The organism is Deinococcus koreensis, assembly GCF_002901445.1.
Classification (GTDB): domain Bacteria; phylum Deinococcota; class Deinococci; order Deinococcales; family Deinococcaceae; genus Deinococcus; species Deinococcus koreensis.
The window spans coordinates 1,903,116-1,920,509 of sequence record NZ_PPPD01000001.1 but is presented as its reverse complement, the minus strand read 5'-3'; the positions used below and the strand labels follow the sequence as shown (position 1 = coordinate 1,920,509).

18 protein-coding genes are annotated in these 17,394 nt (G+C 70.5%); 13 read left to right on the top strand and 5 right to left on the bottom strand.

Features of this window, described 5'->3' with window-relative positions; translation table 11 throughout:
• Nucleotides 1-209 precede the first annotated feature (209 nt).
• Nucleotides 210-1,118, top strand: coding sequence for an acyltransferase (locus CVO96_RS09165; protein ID WP_165795253.1), 909 nt, complete (start codon nt 210-212; stop codon nt 1,116-1,118).
• Between the two features lie 160 nt (nt 1,119-1,278).
• Here CVO96_RS09165 and CVO96_RS09160 read toward each other — a convergent pair whose 3' ends face one another.
• The gene (locus CVO96_RS09160) at nt 1,279-1,959 is read right to left on the bottom strand and encodes a metal-dependent hydrolase (RefSeq protein WP_103313392.1); all 681 of its coding nucleotides are present in this window, start codon (nt 1,957-1,959) and stop codon (nt 1,279-1,281) included.
• A 407-nt stretch (nt 1,960-2,366) separates the two neighbouring features.
• Here CVO96_RS09160 and cdaA point away from each other — a divergent pair, with 407 nt between their 5' ends.
• The 5 genes from cdaA to rsfS all read left to right on the top strand — a co-directional run bounded on the left by cdaA (nt 2,367) and on the right by rsfS (nt 6,931).
• Complete coding sequence (cdaA, locus tag CVO96_RS09155) at nt 2,367-3,347, top strand: diadenylate cyclase CdaA (protein WP_423739361.1); 981 nt, start codon at nt 2,367-2,369, stop codon at nt 3,345-3,347.
• Complete coding sequence (locus CVO96_RS09150) at nt 3,344-4,363, top strand: CdaR family protein (protein WP_243398262.1); 1,020 nt, start codon at nt 3,344-3,346, stop codon at nt 4,361-4,363. Before cdaA ends, CVO96_RS09150 begins: the two co-directional genes overlap by 4 nt.
• Before the next feature lie 311 nt (nt 4,364-4,674).
• Nucleotides 4,675-5,277: a bis(5'-nucleosyl)-tetraphosphatase (symmetrical) YqeK gene (yqeK, locus tag CVO96_RS09145; RefSeq protein ID WP_103311969.1), complete on the top strand. Its 603-nt coding sequence runs from the start codon at nt 4,675-4,677 to the stop codon at nt 5,275-5,277.
• A complete protein-coding gene (locus CVO96_RS09140; protein WP_243398259.1) occupies nt 5,208-6,530 on the top strand; it encodes an LCP family protein in 1,323 nt (440 codons plus the stop codon). The genes yqeK and CVO96_RS09140 overlap by 70 nt, the downstream gene beginning before the upstream one ends.
• A complete protein-coding gene (gene rsfS / locus CVO96_RS09135) occupies nt 6,527-6,931 on the top strand; it encodes a ribosome silencing factor (protein ID WP_103311967.1) in 405 nt (134 codons plus the stop codon). The genes CVO96_RS09140 and rsfS overlap by 4 nt, the downstream gene beginning before the upstream one ends.
• 361 nt (nt 6,932-7,292) lie before the next feature.
• On the opposite strand, the gene CVO96_RS09130 is transcribed toward rsfS, so the two are convergent.
• A complete protein-coding gene (locus CVO96_RS09130; RefSeq protein WP_243398257.1) occupies nt 7,293-7,892 on the bottom strand; it encodes a DUF3809 family protein in 600 nt (199 codons plus the stop codon).
• A 24-nt stretch (nt 7,893-7,916) separates the two neighbouring features.
• Nucleotides 7,917-8,225 carry a DUF3248 domain-containing protein gene (locus CVO96_RS09125; RefSeq protein WP_103311966.1) on the bottom strand — a complete coding sequence of 103 codons (309 nt, stop codon included), beginning with the start codon at nt 8,223-8,225 and terminating at the stop codon, nt 7,917-7,919.
• A gap of 43 nt (nt 8,226-8,268) precedes the next feature.
• On the opposite strand from CVO96_RS09125, the gene CVO96_RS09120 reads away from it, so the two are divergent.
• The 5 genes from CVO96_RS09120 (at nt 8,269) to CVO96_RS09100 (ending at nt 12,124) form a co-directional block, all read left to right on the top strand.
• On the top strand, nt 8,269-8,604 hold the full coding sequence (locus CVO96_RS09120; RefSeq protein ID WP_243398254.1) for a hypothetical protein: 336 nt from the start codon (nt 8,269-8,271) through the stop codon (nt 8,602-8,604).
• A gap of 10 nt (nt 8,605-8,614) precedes the next feature.
• On the top strand, nt 8,615-9,262 hold the full coding sequence (locus CVO96_RS09115) for an RsmD family RNA methyltransferase (protein WP_103311965.1): 648 nt from the start codon (nt 8,615-8,617) through the stop codon (nt 9,260-9,262).
• Nucleotides 9,259-9,807 (top strand): pantetheine-phosphate adenylyltransferase, encoded by a 549-nt coding sequence (gene coaD, locus CVO96_RS09110; RefSeq protein ID WP_103311964.1) that lies wholly within the window; start codon nt 9,259-9,261, stop codon nt 9,805-9,807. The genes CVO96_RS09115 and coaD overlap by 4 nt, the downstream gene beginning before the upstream one ends.
• A gap of 117 nt (nt 9,808-9,924) precedes the next feature.
• Complete coding sequence (locus tag CVO96_RS09105; RefSeq protein ID WP_243398252.1) at nt 9,925-11,412, top strand: sensor histidine kinase; 1,488 nt, start codon at nt 9,925-9,927, stop codon at nt 11,410-11,412.
• Nucleotides 11,405-12,124 carry a LuxR C-terminal-related transcriptional regulator gene (locus CVO96_RS09100; protein ID WP_243398249.1) on the top strand — a complete coding sequence of 240 codons (720 nt, stop codon included), beginning with the start codon at nt 11,405-11,407 and terminating at the stop codon, nt 12,122-12,124. The genes CVO96_RS09105 and CVO96_RS09100 overlap by 8 nt, the downstream gene beginning before the upstream one ends.
• A gap of 145 nt (nt 12,125-12,269) precedes the next feature.
• On the opposite strand, the gene CVO96_RS09095 is transcribed toward CVO96_RS09100, so the two are convergent.
• Nucleotides 12,270-13,811, bottom strand: a complete 1,542-nt coding sequence (locus CVO96_RS09095) for a hypothetical protein (RefSeq protein ID WP_103311963.1) — start codon at nt 13,809-13,811, stop codon at nt 12,270-12,272.
• Between the two features lie 130 nt (nt 13,812-13,941).
• Nucleotides 13,942-15,174 (bottom strand): methionine adenosyltransferase, encoded by a 1,233-nt coding sequence (gene metK / locus CVO96_RS09090; protein WP_103311962.1) that lies wholly within the window; start codon nt 15,172-15,174, stop codon nt 13,942-13,944.
• A 536-nt stretch (nt 15,175-15,710) separates the two neighbouring features.
• On the opposite strand from metK, the gene CVO96_RS09085 reads away from it, so the two are divergent.
• Nucleotides 15,711-16,400, top strand: coding sequence for a response regulator transcription factor (locus tag CVO96_RS09085; protein WP_103311961.1), 690 nt, complete (start codon nt 15,711-15,713; stop codon nt 16,398-16,400).
• A 26-nt stretch (nt 16,401-16,426) separates the two neighbouring features.
• The gene (locus CVO96_RS09080) at nt 16,427-17,359 is read left to right on the top strand and encodes a sensor histidine kinase (RefSeq protein ID WP_243398247.1); all 933 of its coding nucleotides are present in this window, start codon (nt 16,427-16,429) and stop codon (nt 17,357-17,359) included.
• The last annotated feature ends 35 nt before the right edge of the window (nt 17,360-17,394 follow it).

The following is a 17,394-nucleotide window of genomic DNA, read 5'->3' as shown; positions in this document are numbered from 1 at the left end:
AAAATGCCCATCTGGTGGGCGTCGAGTGACGTTTCTGTCAGAGTCTGGACTCCCGGTTCAGCCCCCCGCCGATCCGGCGCCCTGTTCCCGGTAGCCGCAGCCCGGCTCACCCCAGGGGCGGGCACCGGCACAGGCGGCCCGGGCGCCTTGATCCGGGCTTCGCCCACATCCCACTTTATTTTCTACTGCGGAGCGCTACAGTATCGGCTGTGACTTGGCTCAAGCCGGTAAACATCGACGCGGGTGCCCAGGCAGCCTTCAACAGCTTCGTCCGGGATCTGGAGGGGCGTCTGGCCGACCCGGCCACCGACCGCGCGCTCCTGACCCGCGAGGTGCTCGCCGAGGCCACCTACGGCCGCTCCTACGAGCAGCTGCTGGCCGACGCGCCCATCGCCGCCCTGAACCTCGACCCGCGCAACGTGACCTTCGAGGCCGAGTACTACATGGCGACCGATCAGGCGCGGTTCGCCCAGGTCAAGCCGCTGCTGTGGCTCTGGAAGGCGCTGGATCTCACACCCATCGGGCAGAATCCGGTCACGGGGCTGCCGGTGCGGCGGGTGCTGGCCGCGCACATCTTCCGGCGCGTGGGCCGCAACTTCAAGTGCTGGCAGAACGTGGAATTCTCGGTCGGTTACAACATGGAGGTCGGGGACGACGTGGTCGTGCACCGCTACGTGCTGCTCGACGACATCGGCGGTATCGAACTCCACGACGGCGCCAGTGTCAGCGACTTCGTGAACATCTACAGCCACACCCACTCGGTGCTGGACGGCCCGGACGTGACCCTGAAACGCACCGTGATCGGGCGCGGCGCCCGGCTGACCTACCACAGCACCATCCTGGCGGGCAGTGTGGTCAGCGACGACGCCATGCTCGCCACCGGCGCCCTGCTGCGCGACGACATTCCGCCGCACGGCATCGCCATGGGGGTGCCGGCCCGCACCACCCGCTTCAAGCTGCGCCCCCCCGCCGAAGTCCACGTGGATTCGCGCAGCTATCCGCACGATCCGGGCCGCAAGGCCAATCCCCAGTTCCCCGAGCCCACGCCCGCCCAGACCCGCCTGCCCGACGAGCGCGACGCGCCGCCCGCGCCGGGTCAGACCGTGCGCCAGTCCTGAGATCCCAGTCCTGAGATCCCAGACCTGAGGCGCCCGGACTGACGGAACGGGCGAGGCCCTGCTGGACGATGAAGCAGCCTCCCGGCAGCGCACCGGGAGGCCGGAATCGGTGTGGGGTCTGGGCCGGCGTTCGGCCTGCCCGCTCACCAGCTCCCGAACGCTACAGCTCGGTGCGGTCTCCCGGACGCAGCACGCGCACGTCCACGCCCAGCGCCTGCCCGGCCCGCGCAAAGACCTGCGGGTCGCCGGTCAGGGGCGGGAAGGTGCCGTAATGCATGGGCACCGCCACCCTGGGGCGCAGCAGTTCCAGGCAGCGGGCGGCCTCCTCGGGCCCCATCGTGAAGTGGTCGCCGACCGGCAGCAGCGCGGCGTCCAGGCCACGGTCGCCGATCAGGCGCATGTCCGAGAAAAGGCAGGTGTCGCCGGCGAAGTAGAGGCGCTGGCCGCCCAGTTCGATCAGCAGGCCGGTGGGCATCCCGCCGTAGGTACCGTCGGGGAAGGAGGAACTGTGCCAGGCGGGCGTCAGGGTCAGGCTGCCCCAGTCGGCGCGGTAGGTGCCGCCGATGTTCATGGCGACGGCGCTGTGTGCACCGTGCTTCTGGGCGTAGCCGCCGATTTCGGCCGTGCCGATGATAGGCACTCCGGCCCGGCCGAACTCCAGGGCGTCGCCCCAGTGGTCACCGTGGGCGTGGCTGATCAGCACGGCGCTGACCTCCCAGGCCAGTGCTTCGGCCAGGGTCACGGGGCAGCCGGGATTGCCCTGGATGAAGGGGTCGATCAGCAGGCGGTGTTCGCCACTCTGCAACAGGAAGGCGCTGTGGCCCAGGAACCGGATCTGCATGGGGATGACCTCCAGGGTCGGGGGCAGGCGAACCACGGAGGGTCTCCGTGAATCCGGGGCACGCCACCACGGGCGCGGCCCACTGCTCCCCCAAAGCACTGTCTATAAAGACACTGCCGTTGAAAACACTGCGCCCAAGGATAGGTCACCGGCTTTTCCGCACCCGGCCTGCCTAAAGGCTTGGGCAACGCCGCCGGTTCGCTGGGGCGGCCACGTCGGCACGGGACGCGGGCGCGGCCGGAGACAGGCTGGGCGGCGCCCCCGGCTTCCGGGCATCCCGGTGCCCGTGGCCGCGAGGCTGTGCAGCAGGCCAGGCCGCAGCAGGAGCACATCCGCAGGACGTATAGTGGGCGCGCAGCACCCGCGTCGTCCGTCTGCCCTCGCCCGAAAGGAGCCCGCCCCGCCCGATGTCCACAGTCTTTGGTCAGGTGAGTGTCCGGGATGTGCTGGACATTCTGCTGGTCACCTTCCTGGTGTACCAGGCCTACCTGCTGCTGGAAGGCACACGGGCCGTGAACGTGGTGCGCGGCATCCTGGTGTTCGCGGGCGTGTGGGCGGCAGCGCAGCTCCTCAACCTGACCACCCTGAGCTATCTGCTGGGCCGGGCCGGCACGGTGGGCCTGTTCGCGCTGGTCGTGCTCTTCCAGCCCGAGCTGCGCGCCGCGCTGGAGCGGGTCGGCCGCCCCCGTGGGCGGGATCTGAGCGCCGGGGTGGCCGCGCTGCAGGCCCTGGCCCGCGCCATGGAGCGGCTGGCCGAGCGCCGCATCGGCGCGCTGATCGCCGTGGAGCGCCGCACGCCGCTGGGCGAATACGCCGCGACCGGGGTCACGCTGGACGCGCTGGTCAGCGTGCCCTTTCTGGAGGCGCTGTTCGCGCGCAACGCGCCGCTGCACGACGGCGGCGTGATCATCCAGGGCTCGCGGGTGGTCTCGGCCGGCTGCCTGTTCCCGCTGCAGTCCAGCGACGGCACCTACCGCCGCTACGGCACCCGCCACCGCGCCGCGATCGGGCTGTCCGAGGTCACCGATGCCGTGGTGCTGGTGGTCAGCGAGGAACGCGGCAGTATGCGGATCGCGCTGGGCGGACGCCTGGGGCCGGATCTGAACGGCGCGGAACTCCGTGAGCAGCTCCGCAGCCTGATCTACGACCGCGCGTCCTCGGAAGGCAGCGGGGGCGTGCTGCTCCGGGACAGACCGCAGCGGGAGGAAGGCAGTGGGGCGGCCGGAGACAGGGCTGCTGGAGACAGGGCCGCTGGAGACAGGGCCGCCGCCGAGGGAGCGCTGCCCGACGCCGGCCCACCGGGAGCCGCGCCGCCGGAGGCCGCCCGACCGGACGCGGCCTCGCCAGAGACAGTGCGGGAGCCCGAGACGGTGAGGGAGCAGGCGTGAGCGATCCGCAGGGGCCGGCCTGGAAGGCCACACTGGAGGCGGGGCGGCGCTGGCTGGAGCCCCGCTACATCTGGGCGCGCGGGGTGCACAACCTGGGGCTGAAACTGCTGGCCCTGCTGGTCGCCACGACCCTCTGGTTCCTGGCGACGCAGGATCGGCGGGCCAACGTGGAACAGGGCTTCGACGTCGAGGTCACGGTGCGCGACACGACCGGCGGGCGCGGCGAGGGCACCCGGGCGGTCAGCGACCTGAACCCGAAAACCGTGCGGGTCACGCTGTCGGGGCGGCCCGAGCGGCTGCGCGAACTGCGGCCCGAGAGCATCGAGGCGGTGGTGGACGTGACCGGGGAGCCCGAGGGCAGTTTCACCCGGCCGGTCACGGTCTCGCCGCCCAATGGCACCACCGTGAGCCGGCGCACGCCCGAGCGGGTGCAGGGCTTCGTGGACACCCAGATCGTCCGCACCCTGCCCGTGACCCTGAGCGTGAGCACCCCGTCTGAAAGCAGTCTGCCGCGCTACGAGGTCAGTCCGGCCAGCGCCAGCGTGGCGGGGCCGGGCCGGGTGGTCGCCACGGTGCAGCGGCTGGTGACCAGTCCGGCCCTGGTGCCGGCCGGCTCGGAGCGGGAAACCACCCTGATCGCGCTGGACGCCGAGGGCCGGCCGGTCGACGGCGTGGTGACCCGGCCCGCCTCGGTCACGCTCCGGCGCCTGGACACCGGCGAGCTGCCGGTCAAGACATTGCCGGTGGTGCTGAGCGATCCGCCCGCCACCCTGCGGATCCGGGCCGTGAGCGTGCAGCCCAGCACGGTGCGGGTGGTGGCCGCGCCCGAACTGCTCTCCCGGCTGCGCGAGGTCGGCGGGCGCGTGGCCTACCGGGTGGGCACCTACACGGCCCCCGTGACCCTGACCCTGCCCGCCGGGGCCCAGGCGCTGGAGCCGGTGAGCGTGCGCCTGACGGTGGAGGCGCTCGCCGCGCCCCCGACCCCGGCGCCGCTGAGGCAACCCGATTCCCCCTGAGCCTGAAGGCTCATCCCCAGGTCAACATGTCCGGCCGATCAGGACAGAAGTCGGAGGGCCCGCCACCGCTGGGGGGAGGCCGACGAGACGTGGGCCGCACCGGATCTGCGCTGGACGGTGTGCAGCCCCCACGCGCGGTGCCGCCCCCGGAGGCCATGAGCGGTCACTAAGAGAATTTTTCAGACAAACTGACGGCTTCGTCAGGTGACTGGCCAGTCAGCGTCGTATAGTTTGCTCATGATGTGGGGAAGCGACCACATGAAGCAGTGATTGCCTACATCCTCCCCCCCCAGGTGTCTGCGGATTGTCGCATGACCGATTGGGGGGCCTGGGAACGGCGCGTCCGGCTGATGGTGCGGCCACGGCGCTACGAACACGTTCAGCGGGTGGCCGACCTCTCGGCCCAGATCGCCCGCAGCAACGGCCTCGACGAGGGCCGGGCCTACGCCGCCGGGCTCCTGCACGACATCGCCCGCGACCTGCCGGACAGCGAACTGCTGAGGCTGGCGCCCCCGGAGTGCGAGATCGACGCCGCGCATCCGCTGGCCCTGCACGGCCGGGCCGCCCGCACGCTGCTGACACACTGGGGCTACGCCGACCCCACGGTGCTCGAAGCGGTGGAGGATCACACCACCGGCCCCCGGGGCGGCAATCCGGTGGCCGCCTGCGTGTACATCGCCGACGTGTCGGAGCCCGGCCGGGGCGTGAACGCCGATATCCGCGAGCTGGCGCTGCGCGACCTGAACGCCGCGCTGGAGCGGGCCATCGTGTCCAAGGTCACGTATCTGCAGGGGCGGGGCATCCAGGTACATCCGCGCACCCTGCGGGCCTATCATGCCTTGCCGTGCAGCGTCCCGACCTCCCCCACCACCCCCAAGAGTTCTACCCCACTGCCGCCCAGTCCCGGCGGATGAGCGGGCCGCCCTCCGGACACCGTGGGCGCCAGTTCGCGGCCCTGCGGGCCCTGCAGGTCTTCGGGCTGAGCGTGGCGGCCCTCACGCTGGGCGGGCTGGCGGTGGTCAGCCAGGCCGGAACCGCGGCGGCGGCCGCGCTGCCCAGCGGCCAGGCCCCCAGCTTCAGCGTGCTGATCGCCGGCCGGGACATCAGCTACTGCTACTACCGCCAGCCCTGCAAGGATCAGAACCAGCGCACCGGCCTGATCCAGGTGCCCAACACCGACACCCTGATGTTGGTCAAGGTCAGCGGCCCGGACGTGCATGTGCTCAATATCCCCCGCGACACCAACGTGGGCGACTTCGACCCCACTCTGGGCCGCGCCGAGCAGAAGGTGAACAGCCGCTACTGGGCGGGCGGCCCCCAGGCGCTGGTGAGCGCGGTCGAGACCATCACCGGGGAGCGGGTCGACAGCTACGTGGTGGTGCGCTCGGACTACGTCGAGCGGGTGATCGACGCGCTGGGCGGGCTGGACGTGACCGTGCCGGAGGGCGGGATCGAGTGGGTGGATCAGGCGGCGGGCGTGAACCTGAAACTCGCCCCGGGCGACCACCACCTGGGGGGCGCCGAGGGCGTGCTGTTCCTGCGCGTCCGCAAGGGCTTCGGCGACGACTACGGCCGCATCGACCACCAGAAGCAGGCGCTGGCGCAGCTCGCGGGGCGCCTCAAGAGCGCGCAGGGGCTGGCGGCCCTGCCCGTGATCCTGGGCGGCGTGGACAACGGCGTGGAGACCAACGCCGATCCCAACCTGCTGCTGTCGCTGCGCCCCTACCTCTCGCAGCTCAAACTGAGCTTCGCCACGCTGCCGACCGACCCAATTCCCGGCACCTTCAATCTGGCGGTGAACCGGGAGCGGCTGGCGCAGGTCTGGGGGGTCAGCGCCGCCACCCAGGGCGAGCTGCCGGACGTGCAGGTCAGCGTGATGGACGCCAGCGGGCAGGGCTACGGCGCCGGGCTGGCCCAGGCCCTGCGCGCGCTGGGATACCGTAGGGTTCAGGTGAGCGTCTCCCCCGCGAGCCGCGAGCCCAGCCAGGTGTTCACGCAGCAGGACGTCGCCCAGGCGACGGTGCTGGCCGACGCGCTGAACCTGCCCCGACTGCAGGGTGAACGTTTCCCGGTTGGCGCAGGCGAGGTCGGTATCCTGCTGGGCACGGACGCCCTCACCCCTCTGGCTGCGCTCAAGCGGCTGAGCCCCACCCCGGAGACCCCATGAATTCAGATCCCGCACCATCGACCACCACTTCCGAACCCACCCCGCAGCCCGGCATCCAGCAGCAGCTGCGCGCCATCGTGGACGCCGCCCGTGAACGCCGCGCCGAGGACGTCGTGGTGCTCGACCTGAGCCAGGTCAGTTCCACGCTGGACTATTTCGTGATCTGCACCGCCACTGCCGGCCTGCAGCTCAACGCCGTGCAGGAGAACGTGCGCCAGAAGGCGCTGGAAGCCGGCCTGCCCCGCCCCAGCGTGGAAGGCCCCAGCGAGCGCTGGCTGCTGCTGGCCTTCGGCGGCAGCGTGGTCGTGCACATCATGACCAAGGACGCCCGCGAGTACTACGACCTCGAAGGCCTCTGGAGCGACGCCCGCTCGCTGGACTTCCCCGAACAGCACGCCTGAGCCGGATTCCGCACCGTCTGCCACCCCCGAACCCCCCGGACACAGCTCCGGGCACCGTTCGGGGGTGGCTCTGTGCCGTGTGCTGATTCATCGGAGCACAGGCCCGTCGAAGCAGCGGTGGGAGACCGGGAGTGGTTCCGCTTAAACAATCTTGCGGACACTTTCCAAACCGCTCACCCCTCAATGCCGATCTGGACAGTGTGTTTCACCCCTCCTCCTGGAGGGGGGAGGTTGGGACTCGCAGAGCTGTGCAACAGAGGGGGTGAGCGGGCATGACGTTCCAGATGGAGCGCTTCAAGTCGGCTCCCTGCTGTTCATCGGAAGTGTCCGAATCATTGTTAAATCCGTTCTGTTTCCGGAGTCAGTCGGAGTCCGTCTGCATGGCCCGTGACCGTGGCCCCGCCTCCATCGCCTGACGGATCCCCTCTGGCAACTCCTGCGCCACCCGCTCCAGCGTGCGAGTGGCGGCGGCGCGTACCATCTTGCCGAAGGCGGCTCCGCCCCATCCCACGCCGCCGCCGCCCGTTGGCCCGCCGCCGTCCGGAGTCGCCAGATGCGCGCGGAACTGGAAGCTGAACCTCACCGGGGTCAGGGCGCCTCTGTCCGGGGCACCTGTGTCCGGAACCGAGGTCACCAGCTCGACCTGGGCCACACCGCTGACCTCGACCCAGGCTCGTTCGTGCTCCAGGGACTGCGGATCCAGGGCCGCGCCCACAGGAGTCAGCTGCAGCACGCTGGAAAAGGGCAGATCGACCTGGCCCAGCACCGGCAGATGCACGAGCAGGTCACCTCGCAGCTCGCGGGCGGTGGCCCGCAGCCCACTCAGGAAGCGCACCCGCGACAGCGACCACGCCGGGTCACGGACGAAGGCCAGGGCGCCCTCCGGGGGGCCGGGGTACACCAGCGTGAACTGCTGCGCGGACTCGATGATCACCGGGCGGGGCTTCTCGGCGCGCCGCATCTCCCGATCCGTCCACCCGTCATCTCAGTCCACCCACTCGATCACGACGCGGTGCTCGGCCAGGGCGGCCTGCAGTTCGGCGTCGCCGGCGCTGCGAAGCCGCGACAGGTGGGCGAAGCGCGGCGTGGCCGAGGCGTAGCCCAGGCGCACCACCACCTCGTCGCTGAGTTCGTCCTTACCGATCCGCCACACCAGTTGCCCGCCCAGGGCCTCGAGCTGCCGCTGGAGTTCCAGGGGGCCCGGCGCTCCAGTCGGCTCTCCGGGAACGGCAGGGGTGTCCTGGGGCGGCTCCGGCAGGGCCAGGTCGCCAGGGTCGCCGGGCAGATCGGTCATGCGGGCATTGTACGCGGCCAGGGGCGGGGGTAAAACAGAGGACATGACCCACCCCCCAGGCGACAAGGCGGGCCCACTGAGCTGGCGGGCCCTGGAGACCCGCGTGGGCCTGGACGCCCTGCCCGACTTCCACCGGGCCTTTCTGAGCTGGCGCGGGCTGGAGGGCGCCGGGGCCATGCCGCTGCGGCGCGTGCAGCAGCGCGTGGAGGCCGAACTCAACCGGCTGGTGCAGGCAGGTCAGGCCCGGCGCGAGGGTGAGGACTGGTGGCTGGAGCCCGGCGCGCTGGCGGGCTTCCCGGCCCTGGCGGCGCTCGGCGGGCCCGGAGCGGACAGCACGGGAGCGGCCGGCAGTGGAGGGGGCAGTACCCTGGAGCCATGAAGGTGTCCACTTGAGTCTGCGAATCCTGGGCGGCAGCGCCAAGGGCCGCGAATTGCGCGTGCCCGCCAGCGCCCGGCCCAGCAGCGCGCGTATCCGCAAGAGTCTGTTCGACCTGCTCGCCGCCCGCGCGCCGGTCTCGGCCTTCCCCAGCTTCCTGGATCTGCACGGGGGCAGCGGCGCGGTGGGCCTGGAAGCCGCCAGCCGGGGCTACACGGTCACGCTGGTCGAGAAGGACTCGCGGGCCGTGAAGGATCTGGAGACCAATGCCCGCAGCCTCTCGCTGCGCGTGCGGATCGTGCGGGGGGATTCGGGCACGCTGCTGGGGCGGCTGGGCACCTTCGATCTGGTGTTCAGCGATCCCCCCTACGAGGCGGATATCCCCGCACTGACCCTCCGGGTGCTGGGCAGCGGGCTGCTCGCCCCCGGCGGCCTGCTGATCTGCCAGCATCCGGATCGCCTGCGCCTGCCGGACGTGCCGGGCTTCGGGCGGGAGGTGCGCGAGTACGGCAGCAACACCCTGAGCCTCTACACCCGCAGCCCTGACGCCCACAGCCCTGACGTGCACAGCCCCAGTGTGGACAGCCCCGATGCCCAGGACGGGGACGACCAGCCCAGGGACGCCGGCACGGGCGGACAGGCTAAGCTGTCAGCCGAATGAACGCCGTCTTTCCAGGATCGTTCGATCCGATCACCAGCGGACACATGGACGTGCTGACGCGGGCCGTGAAGATCTTCGACCACGTCACCGTGACGGTCATGCACAACGCCCGCAAGCAGGGCCGCCACCTGTTCACGCTCGACGAGCGCCTGGAGATCCTGCGCCAGGCCACCGCGCACTTCGGCAACGTCTCGGTGGACAGTTTCGGAGGGCTGCTGGTGGACTACATGGCCCGGCAGCCCGGCGGCGTGATCCTGCGTGGCCTGCGGGCCGTGTCGGACTACGAGTACGAACTCCAGATCGCGCACCTCAACCGCCAGATCGGCGACGCCGAGACGGTCTTCATCATGGCGGCGACCCGCTGGAGCTTCGTCAGTTCCTCGATGGTGCGCGAGATCGCCAGCTACGGCGGCGACGTCAGCGAGATGGTGCCGCGAGCCAGTGCCGGCGCCCTGCGGCAGAAGTTCGCGGACGTGTACGCCGAGCGCGAGGCGGCCCAGGCCGGGGCCGCCCGCAGCGCGGCCGACCAGACCCCGACCGTCTGACCGAGCCCGACCCCCCCCTGAGAAGGTTCGCCTCCGATCAAGATCCTGTCTGACGACCCCCGGCCCCGCCCGACCAAGGTCGGCTCCCAGGAACGCCGCGCAGGCGGATAATGATCCATGGCCCTGTCCGTCTCTGGAAGGCTGCCCCGCGCGAACGCGGCGCGGCGCCGGGGCTGGAACGCCCTGAGCCTGGCGGCGCGCTACAACCTGACCAGCCTGGTGGTACTGCTGCTCAGCATGGGCCTGACCGGCTGGTGGGTGGGCGCGCAGATCCGTCAGGGCGTGATCCACCGCACGGCGGCCACGACCGCTCTGTATATCGAGAATTTCCTGGTCGTGCAGTTGCAGGAGCTGGGCTCCTCGACCTGGCTCTCCCCGGCGCGGGTCGCGGCCATCGAGAAGCTGCTGGCGAGCACGCCCCTGGGCCGCGAGATCGTCAGCGTCAAGATCTGGGCGCCGGGGGGGCGCGTGGTGTACGGCGAGAACGCCGGCCAGACCTTTCCGGTCACCGACGACCAGGAACAGGCCTGGAAGGGCGTGGTGTGGTCGGACATCACCAACCTGCAGGATCACGAGAACGCCTCCCAGCGCGGCCGGTTCACACGCCTGATCGAGACCTACGTGCCCATGCGGATCGAGGGCTCCGACCGGGTGATCGCCGTGGCGGAGTTCTACCAGTCCACCGCGCCGCTGGACGCCGAGATCGCCGTGGCGCAGCGCCGCTCCTGGGCGGTGGTCGGGCTGACCACCCTGCTGGCCTACGTGCTGCTCTCCGGTCTGGTGCGGCGCGGCTCGGACACCATCGCGCGCCAGCAGCAGGCGCTGCAGGAGCATGTAGGCACCCTGGAGAGCGTGCTGGCGCAGAACGCGGAGCTGCACGGCCGGGTCAGCCGCGCCGCCGCCCGCAACGCCGCCCACAGCGAACGCTTCCTGATGCGCGTGTCCAGCGACCTGCACGACGGCCCCGCGCAGGATCTGAGCTTCGCGCTGCTGCGGCTGGAGAGTCTGGCCGTTCACGCGGCGGGGCACGCCCAGGCCGAGCGCGCCCTGCACACGGTCGAGCATTCCCTGGAATCGGCCCTGCGCGAGATCCGCGCCATCGCCACGGACCTGAGATTGCCCGATCTGCTGGGCCTGGGGCTGCGCGAGGCCCTGGAGCGCGCCATCCGCGACCACCGCCGCCGCACGGACATCGGGGCCAGCCGCGACGGGCTGCTGCCCAGTCTGGCCCCTTCCGGCGGCGCGGCGCCCCCCGGCACGCAGCTCGACGCCGGCCCACTCCCCGCCGACGTGCCCCTGCCGGTCAAGATCACCGCCTTCCGGATCGTGCAGGAGGCGCTCAACAACGCCGCGCGGCACGCGCCCAGCCCCGCCGGGGTGACGGTCACGGCGGCGGTGCAGGAGGGCTGGCTGATCCTGCAGGTGCTCGATCACGGCCCCGGTTTCACCTGGGGCGGCGAGGCGCTGGAGGGGCACCTGGGGCTGGTGGGAATGCGCGAGCGTGCCGAGAGCCTGGGCGGCACCTTCACCGTGACCCTGCGGCCCCAGGGCGGCACCTGTGTGGAGGCCCGGTTGCCGCTGCGGCCGGAGGAGACCGATGTCTGACGTGATGAGCCCCCAGTTCCCCGTAAGTCCAGAGGCCAGCCGCACCGATCCGGCCCCGCCCGAGCTGGCCCGGACGGATTCCGTCCGCATCGTGATCATCGACGACCATCCCCTGTTCCGCGAGGGCGTGGCGGCCACCCTGAGCACCGACCCCGATCTGGAGGTGGTGGGCGAGGGCGGCAGCGCCGACGACGCCCTGAGGCTGGCGCGCGAGCTGCTGCCCGATCTGCTGCTGCTCGACCTGAACCTGCCCGGCAGCGGCCTGCAGGCGGCGCGGGCGGTCACCGCCGCCTGCCCGGTCACCAAGATCGTGATGCTGACCTTCAGCGAGGAGGAGGCCGACGTGCTCTCCTCGCTCAAGGCCGGAGCGCGCGGCTACATCCTCAAGGGCGTGTCCGGGCGCGAACTCAGGCGGATCGTGAGGGGCGTGCAGGCCGGCGAGGTCTACATCACCCCGACCCTGGCGGCGGGCGTGCTGATCGAGATGGCCGGCCCCGGCCGGGCCCAGCACCACCCCCTGAGCGAGCTGACCCCCCGCGAACTGCAGATCCTGGAAGGGGTGGCCAACGGCCAGAGCAACAAGGAGATCGGCCGCGCCCTGGAGCTGACCGAAAAGACCGTCAAGCACTACATGACCAACATCCTGCAAAAGCTCCAGGTACGCAACCGCGTGGAGGCCGCCCTGCTGGCCCAGCGCGAGGCCGGGCGCTGACCTACAACTTTGTCAAAAGAGCGGTTCACTTTTGACCGAACGGAGTGAGTGAATGTAATGGAGTCTTTGGGGCCTGCAAAGCTGCGAAGCAGAGAATGGAAGCATCAGACGCCCTTGGTCTGATGCTTCCATTCGGACAAATGCTCTAGCGGACGACCGGCGGCTCCACCGGAGTGATCGGCGGGAGCGGCCCCACGGGTGGCTGGAATGGGCGCACCACCGTGCGGGCCAGCGTCTTCGTGGTCACGAAGAACTGGAGCCGCGCCCGGTCATCGGCGGTGCCCTGGGTGGTGAACGGCCGCGCCGCCGAGTCGAACACGCCTTCGATGCCAATCCCGCCCATCTGGTGGGTGTTCATGTTGTAAAAAAAGTCCAGATCCTTGAAGCGTCCGTCCGGGTGGACGTCCAGGTGCTCGTCGCCGCTGTACGGGAGATCTTCGTCCCAGAGTTCGTAGTGCACGATCACGGTGGGAATATCCGCATCGATGAACCGGATGGTCGTCCAGGCCGGGCGGATGCTCTCTCTGTCCAGCTGCATGGCCTCGATGAACTCCTGGTTCTGCACCTTGATGCGGGCGAACATGTCGGCGTCTGAGCCCAGACCCAGCCGCTTGTCTGCGCCGTTCAGGTCGCGCACGGCGACCGTCCTCAGGAACACGGCGCGCTTGTTCAGGCCGACCCGGGCCACGCTGGGCGCTGGACTCGGCGGCGGGGCGTTCACGTTCAGGTCGAGCGCGCCGCGCAGGCCGCCGGACAGCAGCTGGTGCCACCTGCGGTTCTTGAAGTCTTCCACAAACACCGAATCCAGTGTGAAGGCCACCCACGTTGCAGCGTAGGCCAGGAAATCCTTGCGGACACCGCTGCGGTTGCCCTTCCAGTGCCCGTCCTCGGGGCCATCCTTGACCCATTCGGAAATACGGTACATGGCCGTGTAGTCGCTGTTCAGGCGGCTCAGGTACTTGCCTTCCAGGCTCAGCCCCTTCGCGCTCTCCCACACCGCCGGGTTGATCTCCGCAACCCACAACCGGGCCTGGTTGACCCACTGGCGCCCCCCGGCGTAGGCGAACACGTAGGCCCGATCCCAGTTCGGCCGCACGTAGGAATCGTGGTTCATGCCGCTGGTGTAGCCGCCGTGCGGCGTCTGGCTGGTGTCGGGGCTGGTGCTGGCCTTGCCGGTCTTGACGCCCTCGCGCTGGGCCGACGTGGCGTCGAACCACGTGACGGTGGCGTAATCCGCCCCGGCGGGTGGGGCCTGGGTTTCGGGCCAGTTGGCGTGCGTGTAGAAGTCCTGTACGGTGTGCAGGCTCATGCCCAGCAGCGCGACCACCTGCCGGGGATTGTTGTTGCGGGCTGCCTCCTGAAAGGCGGCTTTCGCGTTCGCCGCGTAGCGGTTCCAGTAGTTCGTCACCGCCGCGCGGGAGAACAGGTTGTCGGCGTGCAGCTTGGCCGCTTCCCGACGGATGCTTGCCGGAATGTTGAAGGCGTCGGTACTGTAGTAGTCCACCAGCCAGTTCTCCACCTGCGCGGCGCGGATGGCCGTGTCGTTCATGCCGGCCTCCGCCATCACCTCGCGGGTCAGGTCGGCGTGGTGCCCGGTGTCGAAGGCGTGGGCGCCTCCGCCGAAGGTCAGGGCGAGGCTCAGCGTGAGGGTTCTGGACAGGGCGGTCGTAGAACGAAGGTGCGGCATAGTGGTTCCCCCCTACCTGCAGCCTGCGCTGGGCCCCGTGACCAGTCCATGATCACCTCACGCAGAGCATGGTCAAAGCACAGGGCCGGAAGCGTCTGCCCCGGCCCTCTCCACCCTGAGCTGTCTGCCCTCAGCCCTCCACCGGCTCCCGCAGCTCGCCCGCCGCTGCCCGCAGCACCGCCGCCTTCCCGGTCTGCTCCCAGGGAAATTCCTCGCGGCCGAAATGCCCGTAGGCGGCAGTCTGGGCGTAGATGGGCCTGCGCAGCTCCAGCTCCGCGATGATCGCCTGCGGGCGGGCGTCGAAGTGCGCTGCGACCAGCTCGGCCAGCCGCTCGTCGCTCAGGGTGCCGGTGCCGTAGGTATCGACCCGCAGGCTGACCGGCGCGGCCCGGCCGATGGCATAGGCCACCTCGACCAGCGCCCGGCGCGCAAGCCCGGCGGCGACGATGTTCTTGGCGATGAAGCGGGCATAGTAGGCCGCGCTGCGGTCGACCTTGGTGGGATCCTTGCCCGAGAAGGCCCCGCCGCCGTGCGGCACCGCGCCGCCATAGGTGTCCACGATGATCTTGCGCCCGGTCAGGCCGGTGTCGCCGTGCGGCCCGCCGATCACGAAGCGGCCGGAGGGGTTGATGAAGTACTTGGTCTCGGGGGTCAGGTACCCGGCGGGAATCACGGCCCGGATCACGTGCTCGATCATGTCGGCGCGGATCTGCTCCTGGGTCACGTCGTCACTGTGCTGGGTGCTGATCACCACGGTATCCACGAAGGTGTCGCCAGCCTCGTGCGGTTCGCCGTCGCGCACGACCGTAACCTGGGCCTTGGCGTCGGGGCGCAGGTAGGTCAGCGTGCCGTCCTTGCGGAGCTGCGCCAGCCGCCGCGTGAGCTTGTGCGCCAGCGAGATCGGCAGCGGCATCAGCTCGGGCGTCTCGTCGGTGGCGTAGCCGAACATCAGGCCCTGGTCGCCGGCGCCGACCTCGGAAAAGGCGTTCTCGGGGCGGGCGCGCTCGGCTTTGCTCATGGCCCGCCACTCCTCGGAGCTGCTCACGCCGCCCGCGATCTCCGGCGACTGCTCGTGGATGGCGACCAGCACCGCGCTGTACTCGGCATCGAAGCCGTAGTTGGCGCGGGTGTAGCCGACCTTCATCACGGCGTCGCGCACGGTCTTCTGGATGTCCACGCGGGCGTCGTGCGCGGTGACCTCGCCGGCCACGACCGCCATGCCGGTGGTGAGCAGGGTCTCCACGGCCACCCGGCTGGTGGGTTCCTGGCGCAGGAACTCGTCCAGAATGCTGTCCGAGATGAAATCCGCGAGTTTGTCCGGGTGCCCTTCCGACACCGATTCCGAGGTATAGAACTTCCGCATAACTCACTCCTGATCCGTGCCGGGTGCGTCTCACAGAACCACCTGGAGAGGGATGTCGCCCCACAGTCAAGCCTCGTGTGCCCGGCCGGCCCGCGCTCCATTGGGAAGCGCCGTGCCCTCCAGGGTAACGCAAGTGGCCCCAGGCAGACCGGATCATGGAGAACAGGAAAACGCCCACACCGGGCGCTCGGGGGGAAGGGGCACGACCGGGGGCCGGGAGGGCTTGACTTCAGGGCTGCCAGCATCGCCGCCAGACCGCTCGGCACCGCGCCGACCGCTGCCCCGAGGGCCGCGATTTCGGCGGGTTTGAGTTGCCTGCGCGGACGGTTCGGCGTATCCTTACGGTGTCTAGCCCTAAGGATTCACCTCCTTTCCAGGCGCCCGGAGCTGTCACTCCGGGCGCTTTTTTGACGCTTGGAGTGTTTAGGCCCACTCGTTTCCCCCGTTGTCATGCACCCCGTCCCTCGCGGGACACCCGGAGGAGAGGGGCTGCGGGGCTGACACCGACCTGACCTCTGCCCCCAGAATGGAGGGGAATGAGCCACGTCGTTGTCATCGAGGACGAGGGGACGGTACGCGACGTCCTGCACTTCCACCTGGAGCGGGCCGGGCTGAAGGTCACGGCGCTGCCCTCCACGGCGGGCGCCTTCGAGGTTCTGGGCGAGGCGGACGCGCTGGTGCTGGACTGGATGCTGCCCGGCGAGAGCGGACTGGGCTTCCTGCGCCGTCTGCGCGCCGACGCCGAGCTGCGCCGCCTGCCGGTGCTGATGCTCACCGCCCGCGCCGCCGAGGCCGAGCGGGTCGAGGGCCTGGAATCCGGCGCCGACGACTACCTCACCAAGCCCTTCAGCGCGGCGGAACTGGTGGCGCGGGTGCGGGCGCTGCTGCGCCGTTCCCAGCCCGAGACGCAGGCGGTGCTCTCCAACGGGCCGCTCATCGTGGAGATCAGCGCGGCCGAGGCCCGGATCGGCCCCCAGCGGCTGAACCTGACCCGCCGCGAATTCGATCTGCTGACCTTCCTGGCGCAGAACGTGGGCCGGGTCTATTCGCGCACCGAGCTGCTCGATAAGGTCTGGGGCGCGGACTTCCTGGGCGGCGAGCGCACCGTGGATCAGCACATCACGCAGCTGCGCGCCCACCTGGGCGACGACCCGGGGCGCCCCGGCTTTCTGGAAACCGTGCGTGGTAAGGGCTACCGGATGCGTCCCTGGACGGACAGCGCATGACCGGGGCCGTGCGGGGAGGAACGTCGATGCCTGACCTCTGGATGGACACCCTGGCGCAGGCCGTGCTGCTCACCGAGGGCGGCGTGGTCACCCGCCTGAACGCCGCCGCCGCCCGGCTGTGGGGCGTGCCGCAGGAACGCGCGGAAGGCCGCCCGGTGCTGGAGGTCGTGCGCCGCCACACCCTGGAGACCCTGCTGGAGCGCGGCGGCGAGCTGGAGCTGGAGGTCAGCGGACGCACCCTGCGCTGCGCGGCCACCCGCGAGGGCACGGCGGCGGCCCTGATCGTGGAGGACGTCACCGAACACCGCCGCCGCGAGGCCGAGCTGCGCGAGGCGACCGCCGTGCTGAGCCACGAGTTCCGCACCCCGGTCGCGGCGCTGCGCGGGGTGCTGGAGGCGCTGGAGTACGACATGCCGCGCGAACTCTCGCAGAACTTCGTGCGCCAGGGGCTGCAGGAAACCGAGCGCCTGGCCCGGCTGGTCGAAGACCTCGCGGTGGGCTTCCGGCCCACCCGCGCCCGCACCCTGCCGCTGGCCGAGGCCTTCACCCGCGCCGAGCGGCTGCTGGGCACCGAGCTGGGCGCCCGGCAGGCTTCCCTGACCTTCGGGCCGGATCATCTGGTGCGGGCCGACCCGGACAAGCTGCTGCAGGTGCTGCTGAACCTGATCGAGAACGCCCTGAAATACGGCCCGGTCGGCAAGGGCATCGAGGTGCAGACCGCCGAGCGGGGCACCTGGATCGAGGTCTGCGTGCTCGACCACGGCCCCTCCATTCCGGACACCGACAGCCTGTTCCAGGCGCACACGCGCGGCGCGGGCGCGCCCGGTCAGGGCAGCGGCATGGGCCTGTACATCGTGCGGAGCATCGTGCAGGGCTGGGGTGGACAGGCCTGGGTCGAGCGGCGCGGCGAGCGCAACGCCTTTTGCTTCACGCTGCCCGGCGTGGCGGGGCTGGGATAGCCCTGCCGCCGCCTGCCTCCTGCCTGGCCGGGTGT

Coding starts and splice junctions, on each gene's coding strand:
- CVO96_RS09160 (WP_103313392.1), bottom strand. CDS start 1,959: ATGCAGATCCGGTTCCTGGGCCACAGCGCCTTCCTGTTGCAGAGTGGC.
- cdaA (WP_423739361.1), top strand. CDS start 2,367: ATGTCCACAGTCTTTGGTCAGGTGAGTGTCCGGGATGTGCTGGACATT.
- yqeK (WP_103311969.1), top strand. CDS start 4,675: ATGACCGATTGGGGGGCCTGGGAACGGCGCGTCCGGCTGATGGTGCGG.
- rsfS (WP_103311967.1), top strand. CDS start 6,527: ATGAATTCAGATCCCGCACCATCGACCACCACTTCCGAACCCACCCCG.
- CVO96_RS09130 (WP_243398257.1), bottom strand. CDS start 7,892: ATGCGGCGCGCCGAGAAGCCCCGCCCGGTGATCATCGAGTCCGCGCAG.
- CVO96_RS09125 (WP_103311966.1), bottom strand. CDS start 8,225: ATGACCGATCTGCCCGGCGACCCTGGCGACCTGGCCCTGCCGGAGCCG.
- CVO96_RS09120 (WP_243398254.1), top strand. CDS start 8,269: ATGACCCACCCCCCAGGCGACAAGGCGGGCCCACTGAGCTGGCGGGCC.
- coaD (WP_103311964.1), top strand. CDS start 9,259: ATGAACGCCGTCTTTCCAGGATCGTTCGATCCGATCACCAGCGGACAC.
- CVO96_RS09105 (WP_243398252.1), top strand. CDS start 9,925: ATGGCCCTGTCCGTCTCTGGAAGGCTGCCCCGCGCGAACGCGGCGCGG.
- CVO96_RS09100 (WP_243398249.1), top strand. CDS start 11,405: ATGTCTGACGTGATGAGCCCCCAGTTCCCCGTAAGTCCAGAGGCCAGC.
- CVO96_RS09095 (WP_103311963.1), bottom strand. CDS start 13,811: ATGCCGCACCTTCGTTCTACGACCGCCCTGTCCAGAACCCTCACGCTG.
- metK (WP_103311962.1), bottom strand. CDS start 15,174: ATGCGGAAGTTCTATACCTCGGAATCGGTGTCGGAAGGGCACCCGGAC.
- CVO96_RS09085 (WP_103311961.1), top strand. CDS start 15,711: ATGAGCCACGTCGTTGTCATCGAGGACGAGGGGACGGTACGCGACGTC.
- CVO96_RS09080 (WP_243398247.1), top strand. CDS start 16,427: ATGCCTGACCTCTGGATGGACACCCTGGCGCAGGCCGTGCTGCTCACC.